Origin of the sequence: Roseibium sp., from assembly GCF_965229775.1 — a bacterium.
Classification (GTDB): domain Bacteria; phylum Pseudomonadota; class Alphaproteobacteria; order Rhizobiales; family Stappiaceae; genus Roseibium.
This window is the reverse complement of record NZ_OZ245929.1, coordinates 558,658-580,602: the sequence shown is the minus strand read 5'-3', so window position 1 is coordinate 580,602 and position 21,945 is coordinate 558,658. Positions and strand designations below refer to the sequence as shown.

Here is a 21,945-nt window from a genome sequence, read left to right as displayed (position 1 = left end):
TTGAAGATACAGTCTGTGCACACGTATCTCGGGGGACCGATATGAGAACGGTGATCTTGGGCGCAGGAGCCTTGGGCTGCTTCTTTGGCGCACGACTTCAACAAAACGGTCACGAAGTCACCTACGTCGCCAGGGGAGCGCATTTGGCGGCCATGCAAGGTGACGGTTTGCGCATCGAAAGCCGCTCTGGACATTTCAGCCTCGACCGTGTCGATGCGACCGATGACCTGATGAAAGTTGGTCAGAGCGATCTGATATTCTTCGCAGTAAAGAACTACGATGTCGAAAAGACACTTTCCGAAATGGCAAGTCTCGTGGGGCCAGCAACTGCGATCATGACAGTTCAGAACGGTGTCTGGGCGCAGAAAGTCCTGGCAGCGCGCTTCGGTGCGCATCGGGTTCTTCCCGGTGCCGTTTACCTGCCCGCTGACATCAAGGAGCCGGGTGTGATCAGAACTCCGGTAGAGGCGGAAACGGGAGGCATCACTTTCGGGCCATACGAGGGCGGAACATCCGAGCAAGCGTTCAAAGCGCATGAGGCGTTCGCGAGCAGCGGCGTTCCAGCGATGCTTTCGGAGGACATCTGGCGGTCGCTCTGGGAGAAGTTCATTCGCCTTTCGGCATTTTCGGCGACAACCGTTTCAACGCGATTGAATATCGGCGAAATCCAGAAGACCGAAGCGACCCGAAAACTACTCAAATCTCTCGTCGACGAAACGACTGCGGTCGCAAAGGCATCACACGACACCATTCCCGACGACGCAGGAGAAAGTGCCTTTGACTTTCTCATGGGACTTCCAACGGATATTCATGCGTCGATGCTTGATGACCTTCTCAGAGGCAAGCGGATCGAGCTTGACTGGTTGTCCGGAGACGTCATCCGAAGAGGCAGGGAGCTGGGTATTCCGACACCCAGCCACCAATTCGCATACGCCGTGCTTGCGCCGTTCAGGGAAGGTCGACCCGAAGGCAGTAACTAGCCAGCCAGCTTCACGACGTATTATGCAAGTACACTCGGCCCGGTCCGGCAGCGACGGTGCGACCATTCTGGTGTTCAGGGTTCATGAAGAAGGCCAGCCGGGCAGGGTCATGGCCGACAAGTGAGACACGTCTCCAGGTGCCATGAGCGGGCAGCGTTTGCCTCTGATGTTGCGCTGAACAGATGTCAGGCTTCGACAGGCAGCCCGGCCCTGATCCAGCCGTCCCGCCAACGCGCCGCGCAGGCCGGAACGGTGAAAATGGGCAGCCGCGTTGTCTCAAGTGACGACGAAATTCCGGGTCTGAGCTCTTTCAGATCGGCAACGGCAGCCCGTGCCGCGTCGATGTCGCCAAGCTGTGCAAGTGAAGCTATGAGCATCAGGTGGCTCATCACGAACGCCGAGCGTACGGACAGGGCCTCGCGGCAGGCCGCTGCCGCTTCCTGGTAGCGCTCCATGTGGAAAAAGGCGCAGCCCTGGGCGAGATAGGAAGCGTGACGCATCGGATCGCGGGGGCTCAGGTCGACGGACTGTGTCGCGTGCTGCAACGCCTCGTCCGGCCGGTCCAGCAGAAAGAGGTTGATCGACGCCAGCATGTGCACGATCGCCGCGTTGGGATTTTCCGCAATCGCCTCCTTGAAAGCCTCACGGGCGCGGGACAGGTCGCGCGCGAGCATGGAGATGGAATGGGCCGCATAGGCCTTGGCAATGCCGTCAGCGCGGTCGCTCAGCAACACACGTTCCGCGGCAGCGACCGCGGACTTTGGTCCCCGGTCCAGAGGCTCCATGCCCTGGACAAGGCGCTGAATATGCAGCCAGGCCAGCAGGCCGGCCGCGGTCGCATAGTCAGGGTCCCGCTCCAGGGCCAGCTTGGTCAGCCTGATGGCTTCCTTGTTGTCTGCGTCCGTCAACAGGTGAAAATGCGAAACAGCCCTCAGATAGAGTTCATAGGCTTGCAGATCCGCGGTGGGTTTTGCGCGCGCACGATTGGTTTCAGCCTGCCGCAGTGACGGTTCGATCGCGGTGACGACATCTTGCGTCACCTTGTCCTGCAGCTCGAAAATGTCGTCAAGCACGCCATCGAAGCGATCCGCCCACAAATGGCTGCCGTTTTCCGCATCGATGAGCTGTCCCGTTATCCGGACACGCTGCCCCGCCCGTCTGACGGAACCCTCGAGCACATACCTGACACCCAGCACACGGCCGACTTCGCGTATGTCTATGCTTTGCCCCTTGAACGTGAAGGATGAATTGCGGGCCACGACCATGAGCCACCGGAAGCGCGAAAGCTCCGTAATGATGTCTTCGGTAATGCCATCGGCGAAGAATTCCTGCTCCGGATCTCCCGACATGTTGTCGAACGGAAGCACGGCGATCCCCGGCCGGACATCCGCGTTGACGGCAAAACCGGCGCCTGTTCCCTTGGGCCAGCGCCAGATGCCAAGACGGCGGGTGATGTTTTTCAACTCGGTCTGCTCGCCGCCGTCGAATGAAGCCGCGTTGCCCCGGTCGAGGCTGTTGTGGGCGGTATCGGACAGAAGGATCTGATCCGGTTTTGCAAGAGCCTCGAGACGCGAGGCGACGTTGATGCCGTCACCGAAGATGTCGTCGCCGTCGCTCACCACCTCGCCTGTGTGAATGCCAATTCGAAGCTTTATGCCTTCGGGCTTTTCGGCCGACTGCACCGCAATCGCGCAATCCGCGGCCTCTGATGTCGATTGAAACTCGGCAATCCAGCCGTCGCCCATGCTTTTGACCAAGGTGCCATTGTGGGCGGCCAGCATTGGCGTGAACGTCTCTTCACGGAATGCCTTGAGCGCGGCGATCGTGCCGGTTCTGTCGTGGTCCATCAGCGCTGAATAGCCCACAATGTCGGCGGCCAATACGGTCGTGAGCCGTCGCTCCATTTCGTCCTCCCTTTTGAAAGGACGTTAGAGCACTTTCCGATCATATAGAACCACCCTTCCGAAACGGCATGTATACTGGCCGGTCTTTACGGGCAGGGGTGTTCCACCGCCGGTTTCAGAGCCTTAGGGGCAGGCTCCAGCAGGGAGAGCCGTACGACGATGTTCAGCCTGCAGTCCAGCAGTTCGGCGCGAACGGAGCCCCCGCAGCTGGTGCACAACTGCTTCACGATCGACAGTCCCAGTCCGCTGGAGTGGGTGTTGCGTCCCCGGGTCCGGCTGTTGGAGACACGGAAAAAACGATCGAAGAGAAAGGGAACATCCTGTACGGGCAAATCCTTTGCGCCGTTCGCAAAGGTCATTTCCACGCCCCGTGACCCATGCCTTGAAAAGACGACGCGGCAGTCCGCGTCCGGATCAGCGTATCGCAGCATGTTGGACATCAGGTTGTCGATGATGTGCCGCAGGGATGTCCCGGACAGGGCAATCGATGTGCCGGCCAGCGCATCGTCCACCTGCACATTCAGCCGGAGGTCCTTGGCCTGAAACTGGGTTTGCCACCGGCGCTGAACATCTTCCAGAACGAACTGCACACTGACGCCCTCGCACCATGTGTCTTCATCCTCGGGTGAGAGTTCCAGGGCCTCGATGGAATGGGTCAGGGTCGTCAGATGATTGAGTTCGTCCGACATGAGCGAAAAGAACTTTTCGTCGGCCTGAAACACGCCGTCCTCCAGGCCCTCGGTGTAACCGCGAAGACTTGTTATGGGTGTTCTCAATTCATGCCCTAGATCGGCGAGATAGCGCGCGCGGCGCTCTTCTTCCTGCTGCAGCGCCGCGGCGAGCGCATTGACCGTGTCGGCCAGTCTTCCGACCTCTCCCGACTGGGTTTTTGCGCGCACGCTGTAATCGCCCTGCCTCAGCCGTTCCGTGGTCCGGGCAAGCACGCCCAGCGGACGGACGATCAGCAGCGTCACCCCGATGGAAGCCCCGACAGCGAACACCAGCCCGATCGAGATGCTTGTCCAGAGCTGGCGCTCGACCTCGTCCACGAACATGGCATGCACCTGGCCGGGTTCGATGTTGAATGTGGTCATCAGGCGGTCGGAATATGTCGTGCTCTGACCCAGAAAGAGCCAGTACCAGGCGACACCGAGCATGAGAACGATCGCAGTGTTCGCCGCGATCATCTGCAGCGTCAGCCAGGGCAGCCGGTCCAGACGATGTTTCACTGTACCCTGCGCTCCAGGTCCCCTGCGGCGGCGAACCGGTACCCGAAGCCGCGCACCGTTTCAATCATCGAGCCGGTTTCGTCTCCAAGCTTGGTGCGCAGATTGTGGACGTGCACGTCGATCGCCTTGGGCCCGACGGCGGCGTCGTTTCCATATAGAAGTGCGATCAGCTGGCCGCGGGACAGGACCCGGCTGGGCTGCTCCAGAAGACGTCTCAGGATCTTGTGCTCATAGGGCGTCAGCGCGATGTTCTCACCACACAGATTGCAGGTCGGCTGGTCGAGGTCCAGCTTCAGCGGGCCGACTTCGACCACATCGTCGCGGTGCGTATGGGGCATCTGACTGCGGCGCAGGATCGCCTGGATGCGAACAATCAGTTCGCGTGGGGAAAACGGTTTGACGACATAGTCATCCACGCCGGCGGCAAACCCCTGCAGCACATTGGTTTCCGCGCCGAGCGCCGTCAGAAACAGGACGGGTGTCGAGATGCCTTGCGAACGCATCGCCTCGACGATCTCTGTCCCCGACCTGTGCGGCAGCATCACATCGAAGATGCAGAAGTCGAACATGCCGGTGAGAGCGGCCTTGTATCCCGTCGAACCGTCCTGATGCTCGACGACGTCGTGGCCTGCACTTTCAAGATAGGCGCTCAGAAGATTGAGAATGTTCTCATCGTCTTCGACAACCAGAATTTTTGCCTTGGCAACGATGGCGCCCACCTTTCCGGACATGTTCCTGGACGGGAAAAAGGGTGCATTCCCTCGCGTGTTGCGTCCAATAACGTTCCGGATACCGGAAGTTGATTGGCGGTGCGCCGGCATCAGCCGGATGCCGGCGCAGGGAGCAAAAGCCTATTGTGCCAGAAGGGCTTCGCGGGAGGTGGCGAAGATCACTTTCCAGTTGGACTCGCCTTTCGAGATCACGGTCTCGGTGTCGGCGAGGAAGAGCTTGTTGTGGGCTGCCGGGCTGCTGTTGAGGTAGAGCTGGCCGTCAACGATCGCCCAGAGATCGGGCTGTGTCGGCACTTTCTTGCCCTTGCTGGCGCCTGCCGAGCACCAACCGCCATAGGCCGGTGCATATTTCGCAGGATCGGCATCAAACAGCGCCTTGTTCTCCGCGGACGCAAAGTGCCAGGTCGCGCCCTGGTACTCGGACGCAAATTCCGCAGACCCGGGCGTCGGTGCTCCAACGGTGTGATAGGCAACGACGTCGGTCCCGCCGACGACGGCGCCGCCATCGACGTAATGCTCGTCAACGGCGAGAGCCTGATTTGCCATAAAGCTCATGGCCATTGCCATGGAAACCGCCGCGATGTTCTTTCCGTAGGTCTTCATTGGTTACGTCCTTGGGTCCGTGTTTCGACAAACTTCGAACGGGAAGCGCCTCCGCGCGTCTTCCCGGGACACCGGGTATAATCCAGCGGGGTTTTGAGCCGGTTTGTGCTGCGTTAGGTTTCGGTTAGGATCCGCCGGCAGCGGCGTAAGTCAGGCTCCGGCGAAGGTCCGGTGACAGGCGGCAGAAGGTAGGTCGAGCGATGCGTTCGAATTATTACGTAGAGTAAATTATTGCAAAACTAGAAAATTACTTGGAAAAATAAATTAGATGTCTAAATAAAAATCAATATGTATTAATAAATTCACAATACCGACATTTGTTCGTTACGTTAATTTGCTGGTTAACCAAAGCTGCCATCCAGTTTTGGGGAGTTACCATGCACATCTTGAAATCCATATCGGCGAGCCTTGTCGCGCTGACAGTCGCTGCTCCTGCAATTGCTGAAACCGTCACCATCGATCTTTGGTCTCGTGCTGATCGGTCCGGTCCGCTGCGCGCCGGTAACATCGTTGCCGCGGCCGAGCAACTCAACCGGGTCTTCGAGGCTGCCGGTTCGGAGACCCGGGTCGAGGTGAACCTCATCGAAACCAATGCAAAGGGTTTTGACGCCGACGCACTCGATCTGCTGAAAGCCCATTCGGTAGGTGACACGCCCGACATAGCCGTGGCCGCGCATGAGTGGATTGGGTCCTTTGTTGAAGCGGGTCTTGCTGCCAACCTTGAGGATCATATTGCTGCGAACGAAGCGTTGTACTCAGACATGATTCCATCCTTGTGGAACTCGGTCATGTACAAGGGAGAGCGCTACGGTATTCCGCAGGATTCCGAGATCCGCATGTTCTTCGTGAACAACGACATCCTGCGCGCTGCCGGGTACGATCAGACCTTCATCGATGAGCTTCCGGGCAAAGTGGAAGCCGGCGAGTTCACCATGTATGACTGGTGCGACCTTGCGGCGGACGCGGTCAACAAGGGCGCTGCAAAAATCGGTTGGGTGCATCGCCCGAATGTCGGCCCCGATTTCCAGATGGCAATGGCCTCGTTTGGTATCGACATCTACAATGAAGACGAAGCCAAGCTCCAGATCACGAAGTCCGGCCTGGAAAAATATTACGGCTGGCTGAAGTATTGTGTCGACAACGGCTCCTTGCCAGCGGACATGACGACCTACAGCTGGGACAGCACACACGCGGCCTTCCGCGGTGGCAGCGCACTTGGAAAGTTCCACGGTATCTGGAATGTCGGCGCACAGATGGAGGCTTTCGACCTGTCGGGTCCGGAAGACTACTTCAACAAGATCACCTGGATCCATTCCCCGCCTGCCGAAAAGGGCGGAGCACCTAAAAACCTCAGTCACCCAATCATCTACATCGTAGGCGAAACGGAGAACAAGGATCTTGCCGCATTGCTCGTTGCGATGGCTTCTCAGCACGTTCCCAATACCGAACATGCGGTGACGACCAATCACACGCCTATCATGTACGGTCAGACCGCAATGCCGAAGTTTCAGAAAGAGGGCTGGGCATTGATCGCCGGCACACCCATGCTTGAATATGCCGAGTTCATGCCGAACCACGCCAAGATCGGTCAGTACAATGCCATCACCTATTCCGGTGTCCAGGCTGTTGAAACGGGTGAAATGACCCCTGCCGAAGCGACGGAAATGGTCATTGAAGAGCTCGAAGTCGAGCTCGGCGACGACGTGATCATCCTTGACTAAAGGGTCTTTGACGGGGCGGCATTAGCTGCCCCGTCTTCTCCTCGCCATGTCCACATCAAGCTCCCGTCAAACCGTCAATGCGCTGGTGTTCCTGGGCCCGGCATGCCTGTTTCTGTTCTGTCTCCTGCTGGTGCCGATCGTCGTGGATCTGGTGGTCGCCTTCACCGACATGAGCCAGACGATCAAGGTGAACGAATTCACGACGAGCCAGTTCGAAAAGCTGGCGCGGCCTTCCGAAGCCAGTTGGTGGGGGTTCGAGTTCAGGGGATCATTCTATCGTGCGCTGTCTCTGTCGGCCATTTACGTGTTCTTCACCCTTGCAATCTTCAACGTCACATTCGCCTTGATCCTGGCGCTGACAACCACCGCTTTACCGGATTGGTTGGGCGGGCTCTACCGCGCCATCTGGCTGCTCCCGCGGATGTCACCCTCTGTCGTTTACGGTCTTTTGTGGCTTTGGACCGTCGACCCAACGGAACGCGGGCTACTGAACCAGATCATCGGAGTTGTCGGCCTTGGCCCGGTCAACATGAAGCTGGATGCACCGGTGACACTGATTGTCTTCGCAAACGGGTTCATCGGCGCTTCGCTCGGCATGCTCATCCTGACATCTGCCATCCGCTCGATACCGCAACACCTTTTCTACGCCGCCCGCGCCGACGGCGCCGGCAGCCTGTCAATCGTCCGGCACATTATCCTGCCCGCTTTGAGGTGGCCGCTCAGTTACATCACCGTGTTTCAAACTCTCGCTCTCCTTGTGAGCTTTGAATACATTTTCCTGATCATGGGGCCGGCGCGTCAGACCATGACAATGTCCATGCTGGCCTACACGAAGACGTTGGCCCCGGACATTGGCTCTGGGCAATACGCCTACGGCGCTGCAATCACATTGATCCTCATCGTGATCGGCATGGCTGTCGCCATGATCCTCTGGCGGCTGACCAACATGAAGCGCCTGCTCGCAAAACCGCGAATCGAGGTGCATTGATGAGCGACTGGCAAAGTTTGGCGAAGATATCGAAGCGCCAAAGAAACCTGAAAAATGCCGCGTTAATCGTGTTTCTGTCGATTGTATCCCTGCCGGTGCTTTTGCCGTTCTTCTGGATGCTGGTCATTTCGCTGTCTGCTCGAACGGGGGGAGTGGAAAGCGCCGTATTGTGGCGGGCCTGCGCCGTGCTCATGCCGGCGACCCTGGCTTATGTGGCACTTCATCTTTCGTTGCCGAGACACCGGATATGGTCTGCTCTGGCATGTCTGGCCGCAGCCATTCTCGGCCTATGGGTAACGGTTGGCAGCGAGTTGCATCTCAACAACTACCGTTTCCTGATCAATCCGAATTTGATCGAGGACATACGGGGCTCTGCGACGGCCGGCGGTCAGTTCCCCTGGGTGTGGGAAGCTTTCGGCAATTCGCTTTTGGTTGCGGCATCCTCGACGGCCCTGAAGGTGAGCGTCGCGACCTTGGCGGGCTACTACATCAGCCGCTTTGCGTTTGCAGGCCGATCTGCCTTTCTGCAGGGCCTCCTGCTGATTGAAGTCTTTCATCCATGGATGCTCGCAATCCCGATTTTCCTGGTCATCTTCTGGGTTGGATTGCTGAACACGCTGACGGGACCGATCCTGGTACTGACGGCGATTCAACTGCCCTTTTTCATTTTCATCATGAAAGGGTTTTTCGACGCGGTGCCGTGGGACATCGAAATGTCCGCGATGACAGACGGTGCCTCGCGCCGGCAGGCCTTCTGGTATGTCGTGTTGCCCCAGGTGCGCGCCGGGCTTATCGCGATCTCCGTTCTTGGATTTATCCAGGGCTGGGAGGAATACGTTTTTGTCACCGCACTTCGAACGGGCACCTCCTACTGGGTCATGTCCACGTATCTCTATTACGTGGCCGAGGATGTCATGGGGGTGGATTATGGCCTCGTTGCAGCGGTCTCCGTATTCTACATCATTCCTTCGCTTGCCCTTTATCTGTTCTGCCAACGCTACCTTACGCAAATGACACTGGGAGGCATCAAGGGCTGATGGCCAGGGTTACATTGAATCAATTGCGGAAAAGCTGGGGGGATGTGGTCGCCGTCGACGACATTTCACTCACGATCGAAGATGGCGAATTTCTTGCCATCCTTGGTCCGTCCGGATGCGGTAAATCCACCACGCTGTTCATGTTGGCCGGCGTCTACCTGCCAACCTCCGGTGAAATTCTTTTCGACGGGGCAAGGGTCAACGAGGTCGAAGCGCGCCTGCGCAATGTCGGGATCGTTTTTCAGTCATACGCGCTCTATCCGAATATGAACGTGTTGCAGAACATCCTCTTCCCGACTCGCTTTCAAAAAATCGACAACCCGGAAGCAAAGGCGCGGGAAATGGCGGAACTTGTCCAGGTGGATGGACTTTTGAACAGACGCCCTTCGGAACTGTCCGGCGGGCAGCAGCAGAGGGTTGCCCTTGCCAGGGCGTTGATCAAGGCCCCGAACCTGCTTCTGTTGGACGAACCGCTTTCCAATCTCGACGCCACTCTGCGTCTGACCATGCGTGCGGAAATCCGGCGGATCACACGCGAACTTGGAGTGACAACGGTTCTCGTGACTCACGATCAACTGGAAGCGACCACGATGGCGGATCGGATCGTCTGCATGAATACGGGGCAGATTGAACAGCGCGGCAGCGCTCTCGATCTTTATCAGCGGCCGGACACCACATTTGTCGCAGGTTTCATCGGCTCGCCGCCAATCAATTTCTTCGAGGCCGGACGGGTGGAAATCAATGCACCCGAAGGCACCAAAAAGATTGGTGTTCGCCCTGAAAACATCCGGCCCGCAGGAGCGGGTTTAAAAGCCACGGTAAAAACTGTCGAATTGATGGGACGTGAGACGTTGATCACCTGCGAAACGACATTGGGTGATGTCCGCTTTCTGGAAGCCTCGTCTGCGACACGCTGGCAGTCGGGTGCGGACCTGTTTCTGCGGTTCGAAGAAACAGACGCGGTCTGTTTCGACCGAGACGGCCGGCGCATGGATGGGCACGCAAGACTGGTTGCGGAAAATGCGTGACATCCTCAGCGAGTGCGTCTTCGAAATCTTGCCCCCAGCTCAGGATGAACGCCTTAAAGCCGCCCATGGCGAAGCGACAGGGGAACGTCACAGCCGTTACCTTGCTGACTGGCGCTGTTTGCAGACCCTCGAACTGGCCCCGCCGCCAGCCGCCTTTTCCAATCCATCAGAGATGAAAATCGCCGCATGGAACATGGAGCGTTGCAAACGCGTCGAGGACAGCGCTGATCTGCTCCGGCGCGCAGGTGTCGATATCGTTCTCGCGACCGAGATGGATTACGGGATGGCCCGATCCGGGCAACGGCACACGACAAGGGATTTAGCCCGCCTGCTGGGGTTTGGATATGTGTACGGGGTGGAGTTTGTCGAGCTTGGAACCGGCGACACTTACGAAACCCGTCTCTTTTCCGATGTCGCTAATCACGCCGGGCTGCATGGCAACGCGATCCTGTCGAGATTTCCGTTGCATAGACCCAGGGTCATTCCGCTCGATGATCAGGGGCACTGGTTCACAGGATCCCCAAAATCCGACGGGCAACGACGGGTCGGCGGACGCATGGCGATCGCCGCAGATGTGGAGGTTGGCCCGGCACCCATTGCCCTGGTTGCTGTCCATTTCGAAAGCGAGTCCGATGCGCAGGGACGTCTTCAACAAGCCGAAACGATGCTTTCTGCATTGCGCAGGGTTTACGGACCGGCCCCGATGATCATTGGCGGTGATCTGAACACGGCAGACCTGGCAGGTAGATCCGTGTTTTCCTGCCTGAATCAACCTCAAATCTGGGAACCTTGTTTCGGGGCATTCGAAGCTGACGGTTTCGGCTGGAAAACTGCCAACAACGGCGAGCCAACCACACGTGCGGCCCCCGGAAAACCTGTCGACTATCCCTTGAAGCGGCTTGATTGGCTTTTCGTGCGAGGTCTCGACAGTCTCGAACCGATGACGGTGCCGGCGATCTCCTCGCATGGTGATTATCTTTCGGATCACGAACTCGTAACTGCGCGGTTCATGCCTTGAGACCACGTCTTATCGCACACCGGGGCGCGTCCCTCGTCGCACCGGAAAACACATTTGAGGCCGCGAATGCGGCTCTCGATCTGGGCGCCGACATCATCGAACTGGATGTCCGCGAAAGCGCGGACGGTGTCCTTTATGTGCTGCACGATCGCACCGTCGACCGAACCACGGATGGTGCCGGTTTACTGGAACTCATGCATTCCGCGGACATTGACGCCCTGGATGCGGGGCGCTGGTTTGCGCCCGAGTTTTGCGGTGCAAAGGTTCCTCGGCTCGACGCCTTTCTCGATAACCTTCGCGCTCGAGGCGCGGGGGCGTATGTTGAATTAAAGTGGTGCAACCCGGACACCCTGGCTGGAACGCTGCGCGAAACGTGCATGATGGAGCACTCTTTCGCCTTCGCGCACAAACCGGAGATGGCAATTGGACTTGCCAGCGCCGCACCGGACCTGCGCACCAGTATTCTTCTTTCTGTTGCGCGAAATGTCTCTGTCGCGCGTTCGCTGTACCGCGCCGATATTATCGAGCTTGAAGAAGCAGAATGCACGGATGCCGTCGTGCGCGCTGCAAGAGCCGCAGGGCTTGAAGTCATCGGGTATTCCGAAAGCAGCACACCGGCCGTCTTCAAGAGCTTCGCTGACACGCATGTTGACTATATCAATCTTGACCATCTCGAAGTTGCCTTGAAAGTCCTGGGAGAAAACCCGTGAAAGTCGTTTCCTACAATATCCAGTACGGCCTCGGTTCCGACGGACGCTACGATCTCGCCCGCATAGCTGGCGAAATCGAAGACGCCGACGTAATCGCCCTTCAGGAAGTGGACCGCTTTTGGAAGAGAAGCGGCATGGTCGACAGCCCACAAGTTCTTTCAGATCATTTGCCGGATCACTATTGGGTTTATGGCGCGAATTTGGACATGAACGCCGGCTGGATTGCGGATGGCCGCAAAATTTCGCGCCGCAAGCAGTTTGGCACGATGATTTTGAGCCGTTGGCCCATCCTGTCTTCACGCAATTTTCCGTTGCCCAAATGGGGAGATCGTCAACACCACTCCATACAGCAAGGGATCCTGGAAGCGGTGATCGCGACACCGGTCGGCCCTGTCCGCTTTTATTCGGTGCATCTCAGTCACTTGTGCGAAGCGACAAGGTTGCCCCAGATCGATCGAATTCTGGAGATCCTGGCCTCCGCGCCGGCAGAGGGGGGGGCATGGTGCGGCGGCCATCCGGATCCGAAAAGCGGTTGGCTTGAGGAACACGAACCTCCGATGCCTTCGGAGCTAGTCCTCTTGGGGGATTTGAATTTTTCTCCCGGGTCGACAGAATATGCCAGAATGATAGGCGAGATTGCCCCGGGATACGGGCGGCTCACCAACCGCGCAGGCCTCCTCGACGCCTGGGTTCTGGCTGGGCACGACGAAACTTCAGGGTCCACGCACCCGAATGCCAAGACCCGGATAGACCATTGTTTCGTCTCTGCATCGCTTGCACCGCAAGTGGCGGCGGCGTCGATCGACGATCAGGCAACGGGATCCGATCACTGGCCGTTGTGGGTCACCTTCTCGCAGTGATCCGGAACGCGCGAGGATCGCCTCTCGACTGTTGCATGTAGGGCCCCGGCTATATCGATGCAATCAGAGCTGCAATCGCAATGTAACTTCAGCGTTTTCGCGAGATTGGATGATCTTTGAAAACCTGAATGGAGACGCGCCACGTGTCTCTCGACCGGTTGTTCGTTCGCGCCGCAGCGAAGGGCCGCCTTGCAGCCCGCGACACCCAAGTTTCAGATGCCGAGCCTGTCTCTGAGCCGGTAAACCAGCACCGAGGGGGCCAGGAACCAGGGGGTTCCGGAATAAAGCGGGCGGGTCGGGTAGGAGATGCGTTCAAATGCGGAGGGAGCCGTTTCGAGGCCGGCGGCCTTTCGGCCCATGCGCATGCCGAGATAACTGGCCATGCCGACGCCCGAGCCGCAATATCCGGCTGCGAAGTAAAGGCCGTTGTCCTCTCCGCAATGGGCAAGCGTGTCGAATGTGTAGCCGACAAAGCCCATCCAGGCGTGGCTGATGCGGACCGGTGCCAGGTCCGGAAAAAGGGCGGTCATGTCCGCGTGCAGCTTCGCGGCACTCTTCAGCGGATCGGTTTCGCTCAGGGAAACCCGTCCGCCAAAGAGGACGCGTTTGCGGTCCGGTGACAGGCGGTAGTAATAGACGAGCTTGCGCGTGTCGGAGAGAATGCGGTCCGTCGGAAACAGCCGGTCAACCAAGTCGGCCGGGATTTCCTCCGTCGCGATGACATAGGACCCGATCGGGATCACCCTGCGCTGATGCCAGGGAGACAGCGGACCCGAGTAGCCGTTGGTTGCCAGGAGGACCTTGCCTGCCTTGCAGGTGCCCTGGGTGGTTGTGACCCGGAAGCCGTTGCCGTCACGCTCCAGCGACACTGCGCGGCAGCCGCCTTTGACAGCGGCACCTGCAGATACGACCTTGCGAAGGAGCGATGGCAGATACGTTGAGACGTCGATGCTGCAATGGCGGGGAAGCACCATGCCGCCGTGATAGGCATCGGTTCCGAGTTCGGACGCCAATTCGGTCTTCGGGACAATGAAGGCATCGGTCTTCCAGACCGGGTGGCCATTGTCGCAATCGCGCGCCAGCGCTTCGTAGAGATGGGGCTTGTGGGCGCCGTGAAAACGGCCGACCTCTCTCAAGCCGAGGTCGAGATCAGGATCCGCCGACAGGCCGTGCATGTAGTCGAGGGAGGCCTGTCCTTCCCTGCAAAGGTCCGTTGCAAGGTCGGGTCCGTACTTTTTCGACAGCGCGGAGAACGACGGCTTGAGGCTCGTGGACAGCTGGCCGCCATTGCGCATGGAGCAGCCCCAGCCGGGCTGTTTGGCATCGATAACCAGGGTGCCCAGCCCTTCCCGGGCGGTTTGAAGCGCGGCGTTGAGGCCCGTGTAGCCGGCACCGACCACGAGCACGTCGATTTCCTCGGGTAGCCGGTTTTCCGCAAGGTCGACCTGCGAGGCGATGTCCTGCCAGTAGGGGGTCGTCTTGTAGCCGTCGGTGAAGAGGTCCGATCGCATCGCGCCCGCTATGCCGCCCGTGTGTCTTCCAGGATCATGTCCGACCCCTTTTCGCCGACCATGATCGCGGGCGCATTGGTGTTGCCGGAGGTGACGGTCGGAAAGATCGAGGCATCGACGATGCGCAAGCCCTCAAGACCATGAACCTTCAGCCTGTGATCGACCACGTTTTCCGTGTCGTCCGGGCCCATGCGGCATGTGCTTACCGGATGGAACACGGTCGAGCAGCGGTTGCGGACGTCCTCCAGTATCTCCTCGTCGGACTGAACCGCAGGTCCCGGACTGATCTCCTCCTCGATGATCTCCTGCAGGGCAGGGCTTTCGGCGATTTGCCGCAACAACCGGCACCCCTCGATCATTTCGGTGAGATCGTGGTTGGTGCTGAGCGAATTCGGGTGGATCTCCGGCGTGTCGAAGGGATCGCCGGAGCGAAGCGTGATGTGGCCGCGGCTTGTCGGCCGGGTCGGCTGCATGCCGAGCAGGAAACCTGGAAACGGGTCCGGGTTCATGAGCGGGCGCTTGCCCTTCGGAGCCTTGGTGTAACTGACCGGCGAGAAGTAGAGCTGCATGTTCGGCCGGTTTGTGTCCGGATTGCTTTTCACGAAGCCACCCGCCTGGTTGACACTGAGCGACAGCGGGCCCTTCCGGGTCAGCACGTAGCGCATGCCCTGCATCAGCTTGCCCCACCAGGGATAGAGCTGCTGGTTGAGGGTCGGCACCCTGGAGCGGTAGAGATAGTCGTGTCCGAGATGATCCTGAAGGTTCCTGCCGACAGCGGGCCGGTGCAGCACGGTGTCGATGCCTTTCGCCTGCAGCCCGGCCCCATCGCCGATCCCGGACAGCATCAGGATCTGCGGTGAATTGACCGCGCCCGCGCTGAGGACGACCTCGCGCCGCGCCGTCACGGCAAATTCCGCGCCATTGCGGCTGTAGACCGCGCCCGTCACCCGGCCTTCCTCGACGATCAGACGCGTCGTGTGGGCCCCGGTGATCACGTCCACATTGGGGCGCTTCCGGGCCGGGGCGAGGAACGCCCGCGCGGCCGACATGCGAAACCCGTCCTTTGCCGTGATCTGGTAAAGCCCGACGCCTTCCTGGTCGGCACCATTGAAATCGGGATTGCGCTTGAAACCGGCGTCCTCGGCGGCGTCAAGAAAGTTCGCACACAGGGGATGGACATCCCGGGTCATGCTGGAAACGTGGAGCGGGCCGTCGCCGCCGCGAAAGTCGCTTGCGCCCGCGTCATTGCATTCAGACCGCCGGAAGAGGGGCAGGACATCCTCCCAGCCCCAGCCGGGATTTCCCATGGCCTTCCAGTCTTCGAAATCGGCCTGCTGCCCGCGGATATAGACCATCGCGTTGATCGAGCTTGACCCGCCGAGAACCTTTCCCCTCGGCCAGTAGCCGGAGCGGTCGTTCAAACCCGGATCGGGTTCCGTCCGGTACATCCAGTTGATGTGCCGGTTATAGAACGCCTTGCCGTAGCCGATCGGCATCCAGATCCAGACGTTCAGGTCGGAGCCGCCGGCCTCAAGGACACAGACGGAGTATTTGCCGTTGGCCGAGAGGCGGTTGGCAACGACCGACCCTGCAGACCCTGCTCCGACGATGACAAAGTCGAATTCGCTCATATACGTGCCCAAACCAGTTCGGACTCCTACCGGGCCGACTTGTCGCGCTGAACCACGATCGACAAGAGGGCCAGCAATCCGGATCCGACCATCAGAAAGAAGGAAACCGCATTCAGCACCGGCGTCGAACCAACCTTCGCCATGCGGTCATACATGGTGATGGTCAGCGGTGCTTCGGAGCCGACGAGAAACAGCGTGGTGTTGAAGTTTTCGAAGGAGACCAGGAAGGCGACTATCCCGGCTGCGATCATGGCCGGACGCAGGAACGGCAGCGTGATCGTGCGCAGGACGCGGGCGCGGGACGCGCCGAGATTGAACGCCGCTTCCTCCATCGTGTCGTCGAATTTCTTCAAGCGCGCGGTGATGACCAGGGAGGTGATCGTGGCGATGAAGGAAAACTGCCCGAGGACGACGAGGAGAAGTCCGGGCCGCAGGAATTCCAGTTCCAGATCGAAGCGGTCTTCGAAAAGGTTGGCGGTGTCGCTCGCCAGAACGAGGATGGAGATACCGAGGATCACGCCGGGGATCACCAGGGGCACGACCATCATGATGTAGAAGAAGTCCTTGCCCGGAAACTCTCCCCTGACAAACAGGAAGGCATTCGTTGTGCCGACGAAAACGGAGAGCGCGGCAACGAAGATCGCGATCACGAAGGAATAGTAGAGCCCCTGCAGCAGGCGCCGGTCGTGGAACATGCCGAGTTTCGGCTCCGTGTCGCCGAAGAACCAGTCGAGCGTGAAACCCTGCCAGGGCAGGGCCGGGAACAGGCTGTCATTGAAGGCGAACGCGCCGGCGGAGATCAGCGGTGCCGCGAGAAAGATGAAGAAGGCAACAACGTAAAGCCGGTAGCCGAGCAGGAAGGGCGTGGTCTTGTTCTGCGCGAGCATGATCGTCCTCCTCAGCTCTTGGCAACGGTGTTGGCGAGCGTCTGTCCGCTCAATTTCAGACCGAGCCAGATGACGAACGACGTGAACAGCAGGAGCAGCATGCCGAACGCGGCACCGCCTTCCCAGTTGAAGCGTGTGATGAACTGGTTGTAGATCTGCTCGGTGAACCAGCTCGAATTTTTGCCGCCGAGCAGGATCGGCGTCAGATAGGACCCGGCGGTGAGCATGAAGGTCACGATACAGCCCGCGACGATCCCCGGCATGGCGTAGGGAATGATGATCCGGCGCAAGACCGTGAAGCCGTTGCCGCCCAGATTGTAGCCCGCCTCGATCATCGAGTTGTCCATGCCGTCCAGCGTGGAGACCAGCGGCACGATCATGAACAGGATCACCGTGTAGGTGAGGCCGATAATGACGGCGACGTCGTTGTAGAGAAATTCGACGGGCGCGCCGACAAGCCCGGTCCAGAGCAGGAAGTTCGAGATGACGCCGGTTTCGCGCAGGAGCAGGATCCAGCCGAAGGCGCGGATCAGGTCGCTGACCCAGAGCGGTATGAGGCACAGCAGAAACAGGCCGCCGCGGGATCGCGGCCCGGCGATCTTGGCAATGTAGTAGGCGATCGGGAAACCGATGATCAGCGCAAGAGCCGTCACCAGCAACGACATCGACCCGGTGCGCAGAAGTGTATTCCAGTAAATGGGTTCGTTCAGGAATTCCAGGTAGTTGGCGAAGCTGTACTGGTAGACGCGCGGGGCGACCTTCTCCTTCAGGGACAGGATCACCATGCCGATATGCGGCAGGATGATCAGAAGGATGATCCACAGCGCGAAGGGTGCAAACAGCAGGATGAGCGACAGCCGCTTGATGTCCTTGTTCTGCATCACGCGGTCCCCTGCTCGGCGAAGCACATGGCCTGTTTTGCGGACCAGACGAGATGGACATCCTCTCCGGGTTTCAGGTCGTTGTCGCCGGTCAGGGTCACGTCCGCCTCAACCAGTTCACCGCTGCCGGTGCGCACCAGGATACGGCTGTTCGCGCCGTTGAAGAGCAGGCTGTCGACGATGCCGTCCATCCTGTTGTCGCCGCTCCCGGCCTCTAGACCGGCATCGCCGGCGCGCACCGTCTTGATGAATTCGGGGCGCACGAAGATATTGACTTTCGAGCCTTCCTGGATGGCTGTCTGGCCGGCGGAGGAAAAGCTCATCGGCAGGCCCTGCTCGGTTTCCACCCTGCCACCCGTCCCGTCGCTCGCCCTGACCACGCCTGACCAGCGGTTGCTGTCGCCGACAAAGCCGGCGACGAACGCGGTTTTCGGGTGATGATAAAGCTCCTGCGGCGTGCCGATCTGTTCGAACTCACCCTGGTTCATGATGGCGACGTTGTCAGACATCACCAGGGCCTCGGACTGGTCGTGCGTGATGTAGACGAAGGTGGTGTTGAACTGGTGCTGCAGCAGTTTCAGTTCGATTTTCATGGCCTCGCGCAGCTTCAGGTCGAGCGCGCCGAGCGGTTCGTCGAGCAGAAGAACATCCGGGTCCAGAACCATGCAGCGGGCAATGGCAATGCGCTGCTTCTGTCCGCCGGACAGCTGGTGTATTTCCCGCTCGCCGACATCCGGCAGTGCGATGCGTTCCAGGACGTCATGCACCTTGCGCTTGATCTCGGCGCTGCTCGCCCCGTTGCAGCGGAGGCCATAGGCGATGTTCTCGTAGACATTCATCATCGGGAACAGAGCGAGGTGCTGAAACACCATCTTGACGTTGCGCCTGTTGGGCGGGGTTCCCAGGACCGATTTGCCCTTGATCCTGATATCGCCGCCGCTGGGCTCCTCGAAGCCGGCAATCATGCGCATGAGGGTTGTCTTGCCGCAGCCGGACGGCCCCAGGATGGAAAAGAACGACCCGCTCGGAATGTCGAACGAGACCTCCTTGACCGCGCTGAAGGAGCCGAAGTTCTTGGAAACGCCGAGGGCTTCGAGATCGTAGGGGGAAGTGTCTGTCATCAGGGCACGCCAGCTGCAAAGTCAGAAAGCAGGGGGATACCGGCTTTGCGCGATATCCCCCTTTGGTGTTGAGCTTCCAGGGTCTGGACCCTAGGGTCAGGACTCATTAATTTGGTTGAATTGGCGCAACAAACGGCGATGAGCTGCAAGGAAAAGCGCGACAAGCGGGCTTCCTGCCCGGTTGAGCGCTTTGACGCAGCAGACCGAAGCCGTTTTTGTGTCCCGAAGGGATAGGGTGAATTTGCCCGGCAACGTCGTTGCAAATCTTTGGAAACCGGACGGTTTCCTGCAGCTTTGCGCCTCGTATCCGAACAAATTCATCCCTACCAAATTCATCCAAATTAATGGGTCCTGACCCTAGCTCTTTTCAGTGAAGGGCAGACGGGGCTGCCCCCCGATCATCAGCCGCCTGTCGCCGCCTTGATCTTTTCAAGGGTCTTGCCTTCCATGTCTTCCACTCCGGGAGGAATGTTGGCGAAGAATTTCAGGTTGTCGATGTCCTCTTTGGTGAAGGCCGCGTTGACCGCTGCCTTCTTGTCTTCCGGCAACAGGTCCTGACCACCCTGAACGGCGGCGATGGCACCGGTGCTTGCGGACATCAGCGTGACATTTTCCGGGCGAAGCACGAAGTTGATCCACTTGTAGGCGGCGTCGTCCGCCTTTGCCTTGCGCGGCAGCGCGAAGGTGTCGATCCAGGCCAACGCACCTTCCGCAGGCGGCACGAAGACGATGTTTTCGTTCTGGTCGAACAGCTTGTAGGCGGTGGAATCCCAGGTTTCGGACCCGACGATTTCACCCGACAGCATCATCGCCGAGAGGTCGTCTCCGCCCTTCCAGTAAGCCTTGATGTTGTCCTTGCACTCGATCAGCTTGTCCGCGACCTTGTCGAGGATGCCCTGGTACTTTTCCAGGTCGGAATAGGCCGCGAACGGGTCCTCACCCATGGAGAAGGCCGTGCCGAGCAGGATCGTGCGCTTCAGGCGCATGGAGGTCTTGCCCTTGTAGGCCGGGTCGCACAGGTCGGCCCAGCTTTTCAGGTCGGGCGCCTTGGTCTTGTCGGCCATGAGGCCCGATGTGCCCCACTGGTGCGGAACGGCATAGACCTCACCTTCGATAGTGGTGTTGGCCTTCACGCCGTCCAGGAGCTTCGCCTCCATCACGGATGTGTCGATCTTCGACAGGTCGAGCGGCTTGTAGATGTCGTATTCCAGCTGGGCCGCGTAGATGCGGTCGTGACTCGGCTGGGCAAGGTCGAAACCGGCACCGCCGGTGGCGCGCAGTTTTGCGATCATTTCCTCGTTGTTGGAAAAGGTCACCTCGACGTCGATATCCGGATACTCCGCCTCGAACTTTTCAATAAGCTCGTCCGGCGCATAGGAACCCCAGGTCAAAAGGCGAAGCGTCTCGGCCTGTGCCGATCCGGCACCGGCGAGCATGGTTGCCGCCAAAAGGCCTGCTAGAGTAGATTTGAAATGCATGACTTCCTCCATGACTGCGCACAGCATAAAAAGCGGAAACAAAGGTTAGAAGTGGATTGGCCTGTTAAATATAGCCATTACGGATATTTTAGCAGTCCAATTGATTATGCCGACAGCCTTTCACAATGACCGGTCGTGACAATTTTCTCAAGTATGTCGATGCCTTTTCGGATTTCCTCGGGACTGGTGCTGCCGAAGCCGAGAACAAGGCCACGTTGCGAAATCGGGGCGAGGGCGTAGCGCGACAGCGGTACCGTGGTGATGCCCTCTTCGGCGGCTTTCGCGACGATCAGGTTTTCGTCAAGGGACGGGTTCACCAGCCCGACCGCATGGAAACCGCTTCTTGTCGGCTGAAGGTCGATCAGTCCCGCAAGTCTCCGCGCCTCTTCCATCAGGGCATCGTGACGCTCTCTGTACAGCTGACGCATGGTGCGGATATGCGTGGCGAACATGCCCTCGTCCATGAAGTCGGCAACGATCGCCTGGGTGACGGTCGGTACGCCGGCGAGCCAGGTCTGGCAGACGCGCTCGAAGCTTTCCACCAAAGGCTCGGGCACGAGCACGAAGCCGAGCCTCAGCGCCGGGAACAGCGACTTGGAGAACGTGCCGACATAGATGACGCGCCCGTGCGTGTCGATGCTCTTGAGCGTCGGCGGCGGCTGATCGCCGTAGTAGAATTCGCCGTCATAGTCGTCTTCAACGATCATCGCATCGGCATCGTTCGCCGCCTTCAGAAGCGCCAGGCGTCGGGACAGGCTCATGACGTGACCAAGCGGCTGCTGGTGGGAGGGAGTGACGAAAGCCAGACGGAAATGAGGAGCCTTCGACAAACCGTCCTCGATGCACAGACCGTCCTCGTCGACCCTGACCGGAACGGGGGAGGCGCCAATCGCGACGAAGGCGTTGCGCGCACCGATCGCGCCCGGGTTCTCGAACCAGATCGGTTCACCCGGATTGACCAGCATGCCGCCGACGAGAGAAAAGGCGCGCTGGGCTCCGTTGGTGATGAAGATCTGTTCGGGGGAGCACTTGATACCGCGCGAGGCGTTGAGTTGCCGCGCAATGGCGTTCCTGAGGCCCGGATATCCCGACGGTTCCCCGTAACCGGTGACGTGATCGCGATCCTTGCGCCAGTGGCGTGCCGACAGTTTCGCCCATTGGGCCATGGGAAAGGCATCGAGCGCGGGAAGGGCGGTCACGAAGGCTTCGGACCTGTGCGGAAGACGCGCGCGGGGGGCAAAGTCCGGGATCGCATGGCGGGACGCATGCGACAGGCGCGGCACGACCGGAACGATGTTGTCGGCGGTCGCGGACGGTCTGGGCGCGAGCCGGGCGTTCAGGGCTTCACTGACAAATGTGCCGGAGCCGACCCGCGCTTCCAGAAGACCTTCCGATATCAGCCTGTCGATGGCGTCGATCACGGTTGTGCGCGAAACGCCGATTTCCCGAGCCAGGGTCCGGGTGGCCGGCAATCTTTCACCGGGTGTCAACGCGCCTGCCAGGAGCAGGTCGCGCAAGGACATGTAGAGCTGGATCGAGATTTTCTTTTCCGCGGACTTGTCGATCTTGATGGATGACAGGACCGCGCCTGCGTGCCGCTTCATGCATTTCTCCCAATTGGTATGAG

19 protein-coding genes are annotated in these 21,945 nt (G+C 59.3%); 8 read left to right on the top strand and 11 right to left on the bottom strand.

The genetic code is table 11. The annotated features are described in order from the left end of the window. Positions 1–41: 41 nt before the first annotated feature. Positions 42–980 carry a ketopantoate reductase family protein gene (locus tag ACO07N_RS02480; protein WP_421979508.1) on the top strand — a complete coding sequence of 313 codons (939 nt, stop codon included), beginning with the start codon at positions 42–44 and terminating at the stop codon, positions 978–980. Positions 981–1,165: 185 nt separating this feature from the next. Here ACO07N_RS02480 and ACO07N_RS02475 read toward each other — a convergent pair whose 3' ends face one another. The 4 genes from ACO07N_RS02475 to ACO07N_RS02460 form a co-directional block, all read right to left on the bottom strand. After that, the gene (locus tag ACO07N_RS02475) at positions 1,166–2,884 is read right to left on the bottom strand and encodes an adenylate/guanylate cyclase domain-containing protein (RefSeq protein ID WP_421979507.1); all 1,719 of its coding nucleotides are present in this window, start codon (positions 2,882–2,884) and stop codon (positions 1,166–1,168) included. Positions 2,885–2,970: 86 nt separating this feature from the next. Further along, a complete protein-coding gene (locus ACO07N_RS02470; protein WP_421979506.1) occupies positions 2,971–4,113 on the bottom strand; it encodes a sensor histidine kinase in 1,143 nt (380 codons plus the stop codon). After that, positions 4,110–4,844 (bottom strand): response regulator transcription factor, encoded by a 735-nt coding sequence (locus ACO07N_RS02465; protein ID WP_421979505.1) that lies wholly within the window; start codon positions 4,842–4,844, stop codon positions 4,110–4,112. Before ACO07N_RS02465 ends, ACO07N_RS02470 begins: the two co-directional genes overlap by 4 nt. Positions 4,845–4,964: 120 nt before the next feature. Then, positions 4,965–5,447, bottom strand: a complete 483-nt coding sequence (locus tag ACO07N_RS02460; protein ID WP_421979504.1) for a YHS domain-containing (seleno)protein — start codon at positions 5,445–5,447, stop codon at positions 4,965–4,967. 377 nt (positions 5,448–5,824) lie between these two features. On the opposite strand from ACO07N_RS02460, the gene ACO07N_RS02455 reads away from it, so the two are divergent. From ACO07N_RS02455 to ACO07N_RS02425, 7 genes are read left to right on the top strand one after another with little or no spacing between them, the layout of a single operon-like run. Then, positions 5,825–7,168 (top strand): ABC transporter substrate-binding protein, encoded by a 1,344-nt coding sequence (locus ACO07N_RS02455; RefSeq protein WP_421979503.1) that lies wholly within the window; start codon positions 5,825–5,827, stop codon positions 7,166–7,168. A 46-nt stretch (positions 7,169–7,214) separates the two neighbouring features. Further along, a complete protein-coding gene (locus ACO07N_RS02450; protein ID WP_421979502.1) occupies positions 7,215–8,156 on the top strand; it encodes a carbohydrate ABC transporter permease in 942 nt (313 codons plus the stop codon). Then, positions 8,156–9,193 (top strand): carbohydrate ABC transporter permease, encoded by a 1,038-nt coding sequence (locus ACO07N_RS02445; RefSeq protein WP_421979501.1) that lies wholly within the window; start codon positions 8,156–8,158, stop codon positions 9,191–9,193. Before ACO07N_RS02450 ends, ACO07N_RS02445 begins: the two co-directional genes overlap by 1 nt. Next, on the top strand, positions 9,193–10,221 hold the full coding sequence (locus ACO07N_RS02440; protein ID WP_421979500.1) for an ABC transporter ATP-binding protein: 1,029 nt from the start codon (positions 9,193–9,195) through the stop codon (positions 10,219–10,221). The genes ACO07N_RS02445 and ACO07N_RS02440 overlap by 1 nt, the downstream gene beginning before the upstream one ends. Then, positions 10,214–11,239 carry an endonuclease/exonuclease/phosphatase family protein gene (locus ACO07N_RS02435; RefSeq protein ID WP_421979499.1) on the top strand — a complete coding sequence of 342 codons (1,026 nt, stop codon included), beginning with the start codon at positions 10,214–10,216 and terminating at the stop codon, positions 11,237–11,239. Before ACO07N_RS02440 ends, ACO07N_RS02435 begins: the two co-directional genes overlap by 8 nt. Next, entirely contained in the window at positions 11,236–11,949 is a 714-nt protein-coding gene (locus tag ACO07N_RS02430; protein WP_421979498.1) for a glycerophosphodiester phosphodiesterase, read from the top strand. Before ACO07N_RS02435 ends, ACO07N_RS02430 begins: the two co-directional genes overlap by 4 nt. Beyond that, positions 11,946–12,809 carry an endonuclease/exonuclease/phosphatase family protein gene (locus tag ACO07N_RS02425; RefSeq protein ID WP_421979497.1) on the top strand — a complete coding sequence of 288 codons (864 nt, stop codon included), beginning with the start codon at positions 11,946–11,948 and terminating at the stop codon, positions 12,807–12,809. Before ACO07N_RS02430 ends, ACO07N_RS02425 begins: the two co-directional genes overlap by 4 nt. Positions 12,810–13,021: 212 nt before the next feature. On the opposite strand, the gene ACO07N_RS02420 is transcribed toward ACO07N_RS02425, so the two are convergent. The 7 genes from ACO07N_RS02420 to ACO07N_RS02390 form a co-directional block, all read right to left on the bottom strand. Continuing rightward, a complete protein-coding gene (locus ACO07N_RS02420) occupies positions 13,022–14,320 on the bottom strand; it encodes an NAD(P)/FAD-dependent oxidoreductase (protein ID WP_421979496.1) in 1,299 nt (432 codons plus the stop codon). A gap of 8 nt (positions 14,321–14,328) precedes the next feature. Then, positions 14,329–15,951 (bottom strand): GMC family oxidoreductase, encoded by a 1,623-nt coding sequence (locus ACO07N_RS02415; RefSeq protein WP_421979495.1) that lies wholly within the window; start codon positions 15,949–15,951, stop codon positions 14,329–14,331. A 26-nt stretch (positions 15,952–15,977) separates the two neighbouring features. After that, positions 15,978–16,838, bottom strand: a complete 861-nt coding sequence (locus tag ACO07N_RS02410) for an ABC transporter permease (RefSeq protein WP_421979494.1) — start codon at positions 16,836–16,838, stop codon at positions 15,978–15,980. 11 nt (positions 16,839–16,849) lie between these two features. Then, entirely contained in the window at positions 16,850–17,719 is an 870-nt protein-coding gene (locus ACO07N_RS02405; protein ID WP_421984368.1) for an ABC transporter permease, read from the bottom strand. Then, positions 17,719–18,840: an ABC transporter ATP-binding protein gene (locus tag ACO07N_RS02400; protein WP_421979493.1), complete on the bottom strand. Its 1,122-nt coding sequence runs from the start codon at positions 18,838–18,840 to the stop codon at positions 17,719–17,721. The genes ACO07N_RS02405 and ACO07N_RS02400 overlap by 1 nt, the downstream gene beginning before the upstream one ends. 401 nt (positions 18,841–19,241) lie before the next feature. After that, positions 19,242–20,318 (bottom strand): extracellular solute-binding protein, encoded by a 1,077-nt coding sequence (locus tag ACO07N_RS02395; RefSeq protein ID WP_421979492.1) that lies wholly within the window; start codon positions 20,316–20,318, stop codon positions 19,242–19,244. Between the two features lie 104 nt (positions 20,319–20,422). Further along, positions 20,423–21,922, bottom strand: coding sequence for a PLP-dependent aminotransferase family protein (locus tag ACO07N_RS02390; RefSeq protein WP_421979491.1), 1,500 nt, complete (start codon positions 21,920–21,922; stop codon positions 20,423–20,425). Positions 21,923–21,945: the final 23 nt, after the last annotated feature.

Bases quoted from the DNA above. Each gene is read 5' to 3' on its own strand.
- ACO07N_RS02480 (WP_421979508.1), top strand. From the start codon at position 42: ATGAGAACGGTGATCTTGGGCGCAGGAGCCTTGGGCTGCTTCTTTGGC.
- ACO07N_RS02395 (WP_421979492.1), bottom strand. From the start codon at position 20,318: ATGCATTTCAAATCTACTCTAGCAGGCCTTTTGGCGGCAACCATGCTC.
- ACO07N_RS02405 (WP_421984368.1), bottom strand. From the start codon at position 17,719: ATGCAGAACAAGGACATCAAGCGGCTGTCGCTCATCCTGCTGTTTGCA.
- ACO07N_RS02445 (WP_421979501.1), top strand. From the start codon at position 8,156: ATGAGCGACTGGCAAAGTTTGGCGAAGATATCGAAGCGCCAAAGAAAC.
- ACO07N_RS02475 (WP_421979507.1), bottom strand. From the start codon at position 2,884: ATGGAGCGACGGCTCACGACCGTATTGGCCGCCGACATTGTGGGCTAT.
- ACO07N_RS02440 (WP_421979500.1), top strand. From the start codon at position 9,193: ATGGCCAGGGTTACATTGAATCAATTGCGGAAAAGCTGGGGGGATGTG.
- ACO07N_RS02420 (WP_421979496.1), bottom strand. From the start codon at position 14,320: ATGCGATCGGACCTCTTCACCGACGGCTACAAGACGACCCCCTACTGG.
- ACO07N_RS02455 (WP_421979503.1), top strand. From the start codon at position 5,825: ATGCACATCTTGAAATCCATATCGGCGAGCCTTGTCGCGCTGACAGTC.
- ACO07N_RS02400 (WP_421979493.1), bottom strand. From the start codon at position 18,840: ATGACAGACACTTCCCCCTACGATCTCGAAGCCCTCGGCGTTTCCAAG.
- ACO07N_RS02410 (WP_421979494.1), bottom strand. From the start codon at position 16,838: ATGCTCGCGCAGAACAAGACCACGCCCTTCCTGCTCGGCTACCGGCTT.
- ACO07N_RS02435 (WP_421979499.1), top strand. From the start codon at position 10,214: ATGCGTGACATCCTCAGCGAGTGCGTCTTCGAAATCTTGCCCCCAGCT.
- ACO07N_RS02415 (WP_421979495.1), bottom strand. From the start codon at position 15,951: ATGAGCGAATTCGACTTTGTCATCGTCGGAGCAGGGTCTGCAGGGTCG.
- ACO07N_RS02460 (WP_421979504.1), bottom strand. From the start codon at position 5,447: ATGAAGACCTACGGAAAGAACATCGCGGCGGTTTCCATGGCAATGGCC.
- ACO07N_RS02390 (WP_421979491.1), bottom strand. From the start codon at position 21,922: ATGAAGCGGCACGCAGGCGCGGTCCTGTCATCCATCAAGATCGACAAG.
- ACO07N_RS02465 (WP_421979505.1), bottom strand. From the start codon at position 4,844: ATGTCCGGAAAGGTGGGCGCCATCGTTGCCAAGGCAAAAATTCTGGTT.
- ACO07N_RS02450 (WP_421979502.1), top strand. From the start codon at position 7,215: ATGTCCACATCAAGCTCCCGTCAAACCGTCAATGCGCTGGTGTTCCTG.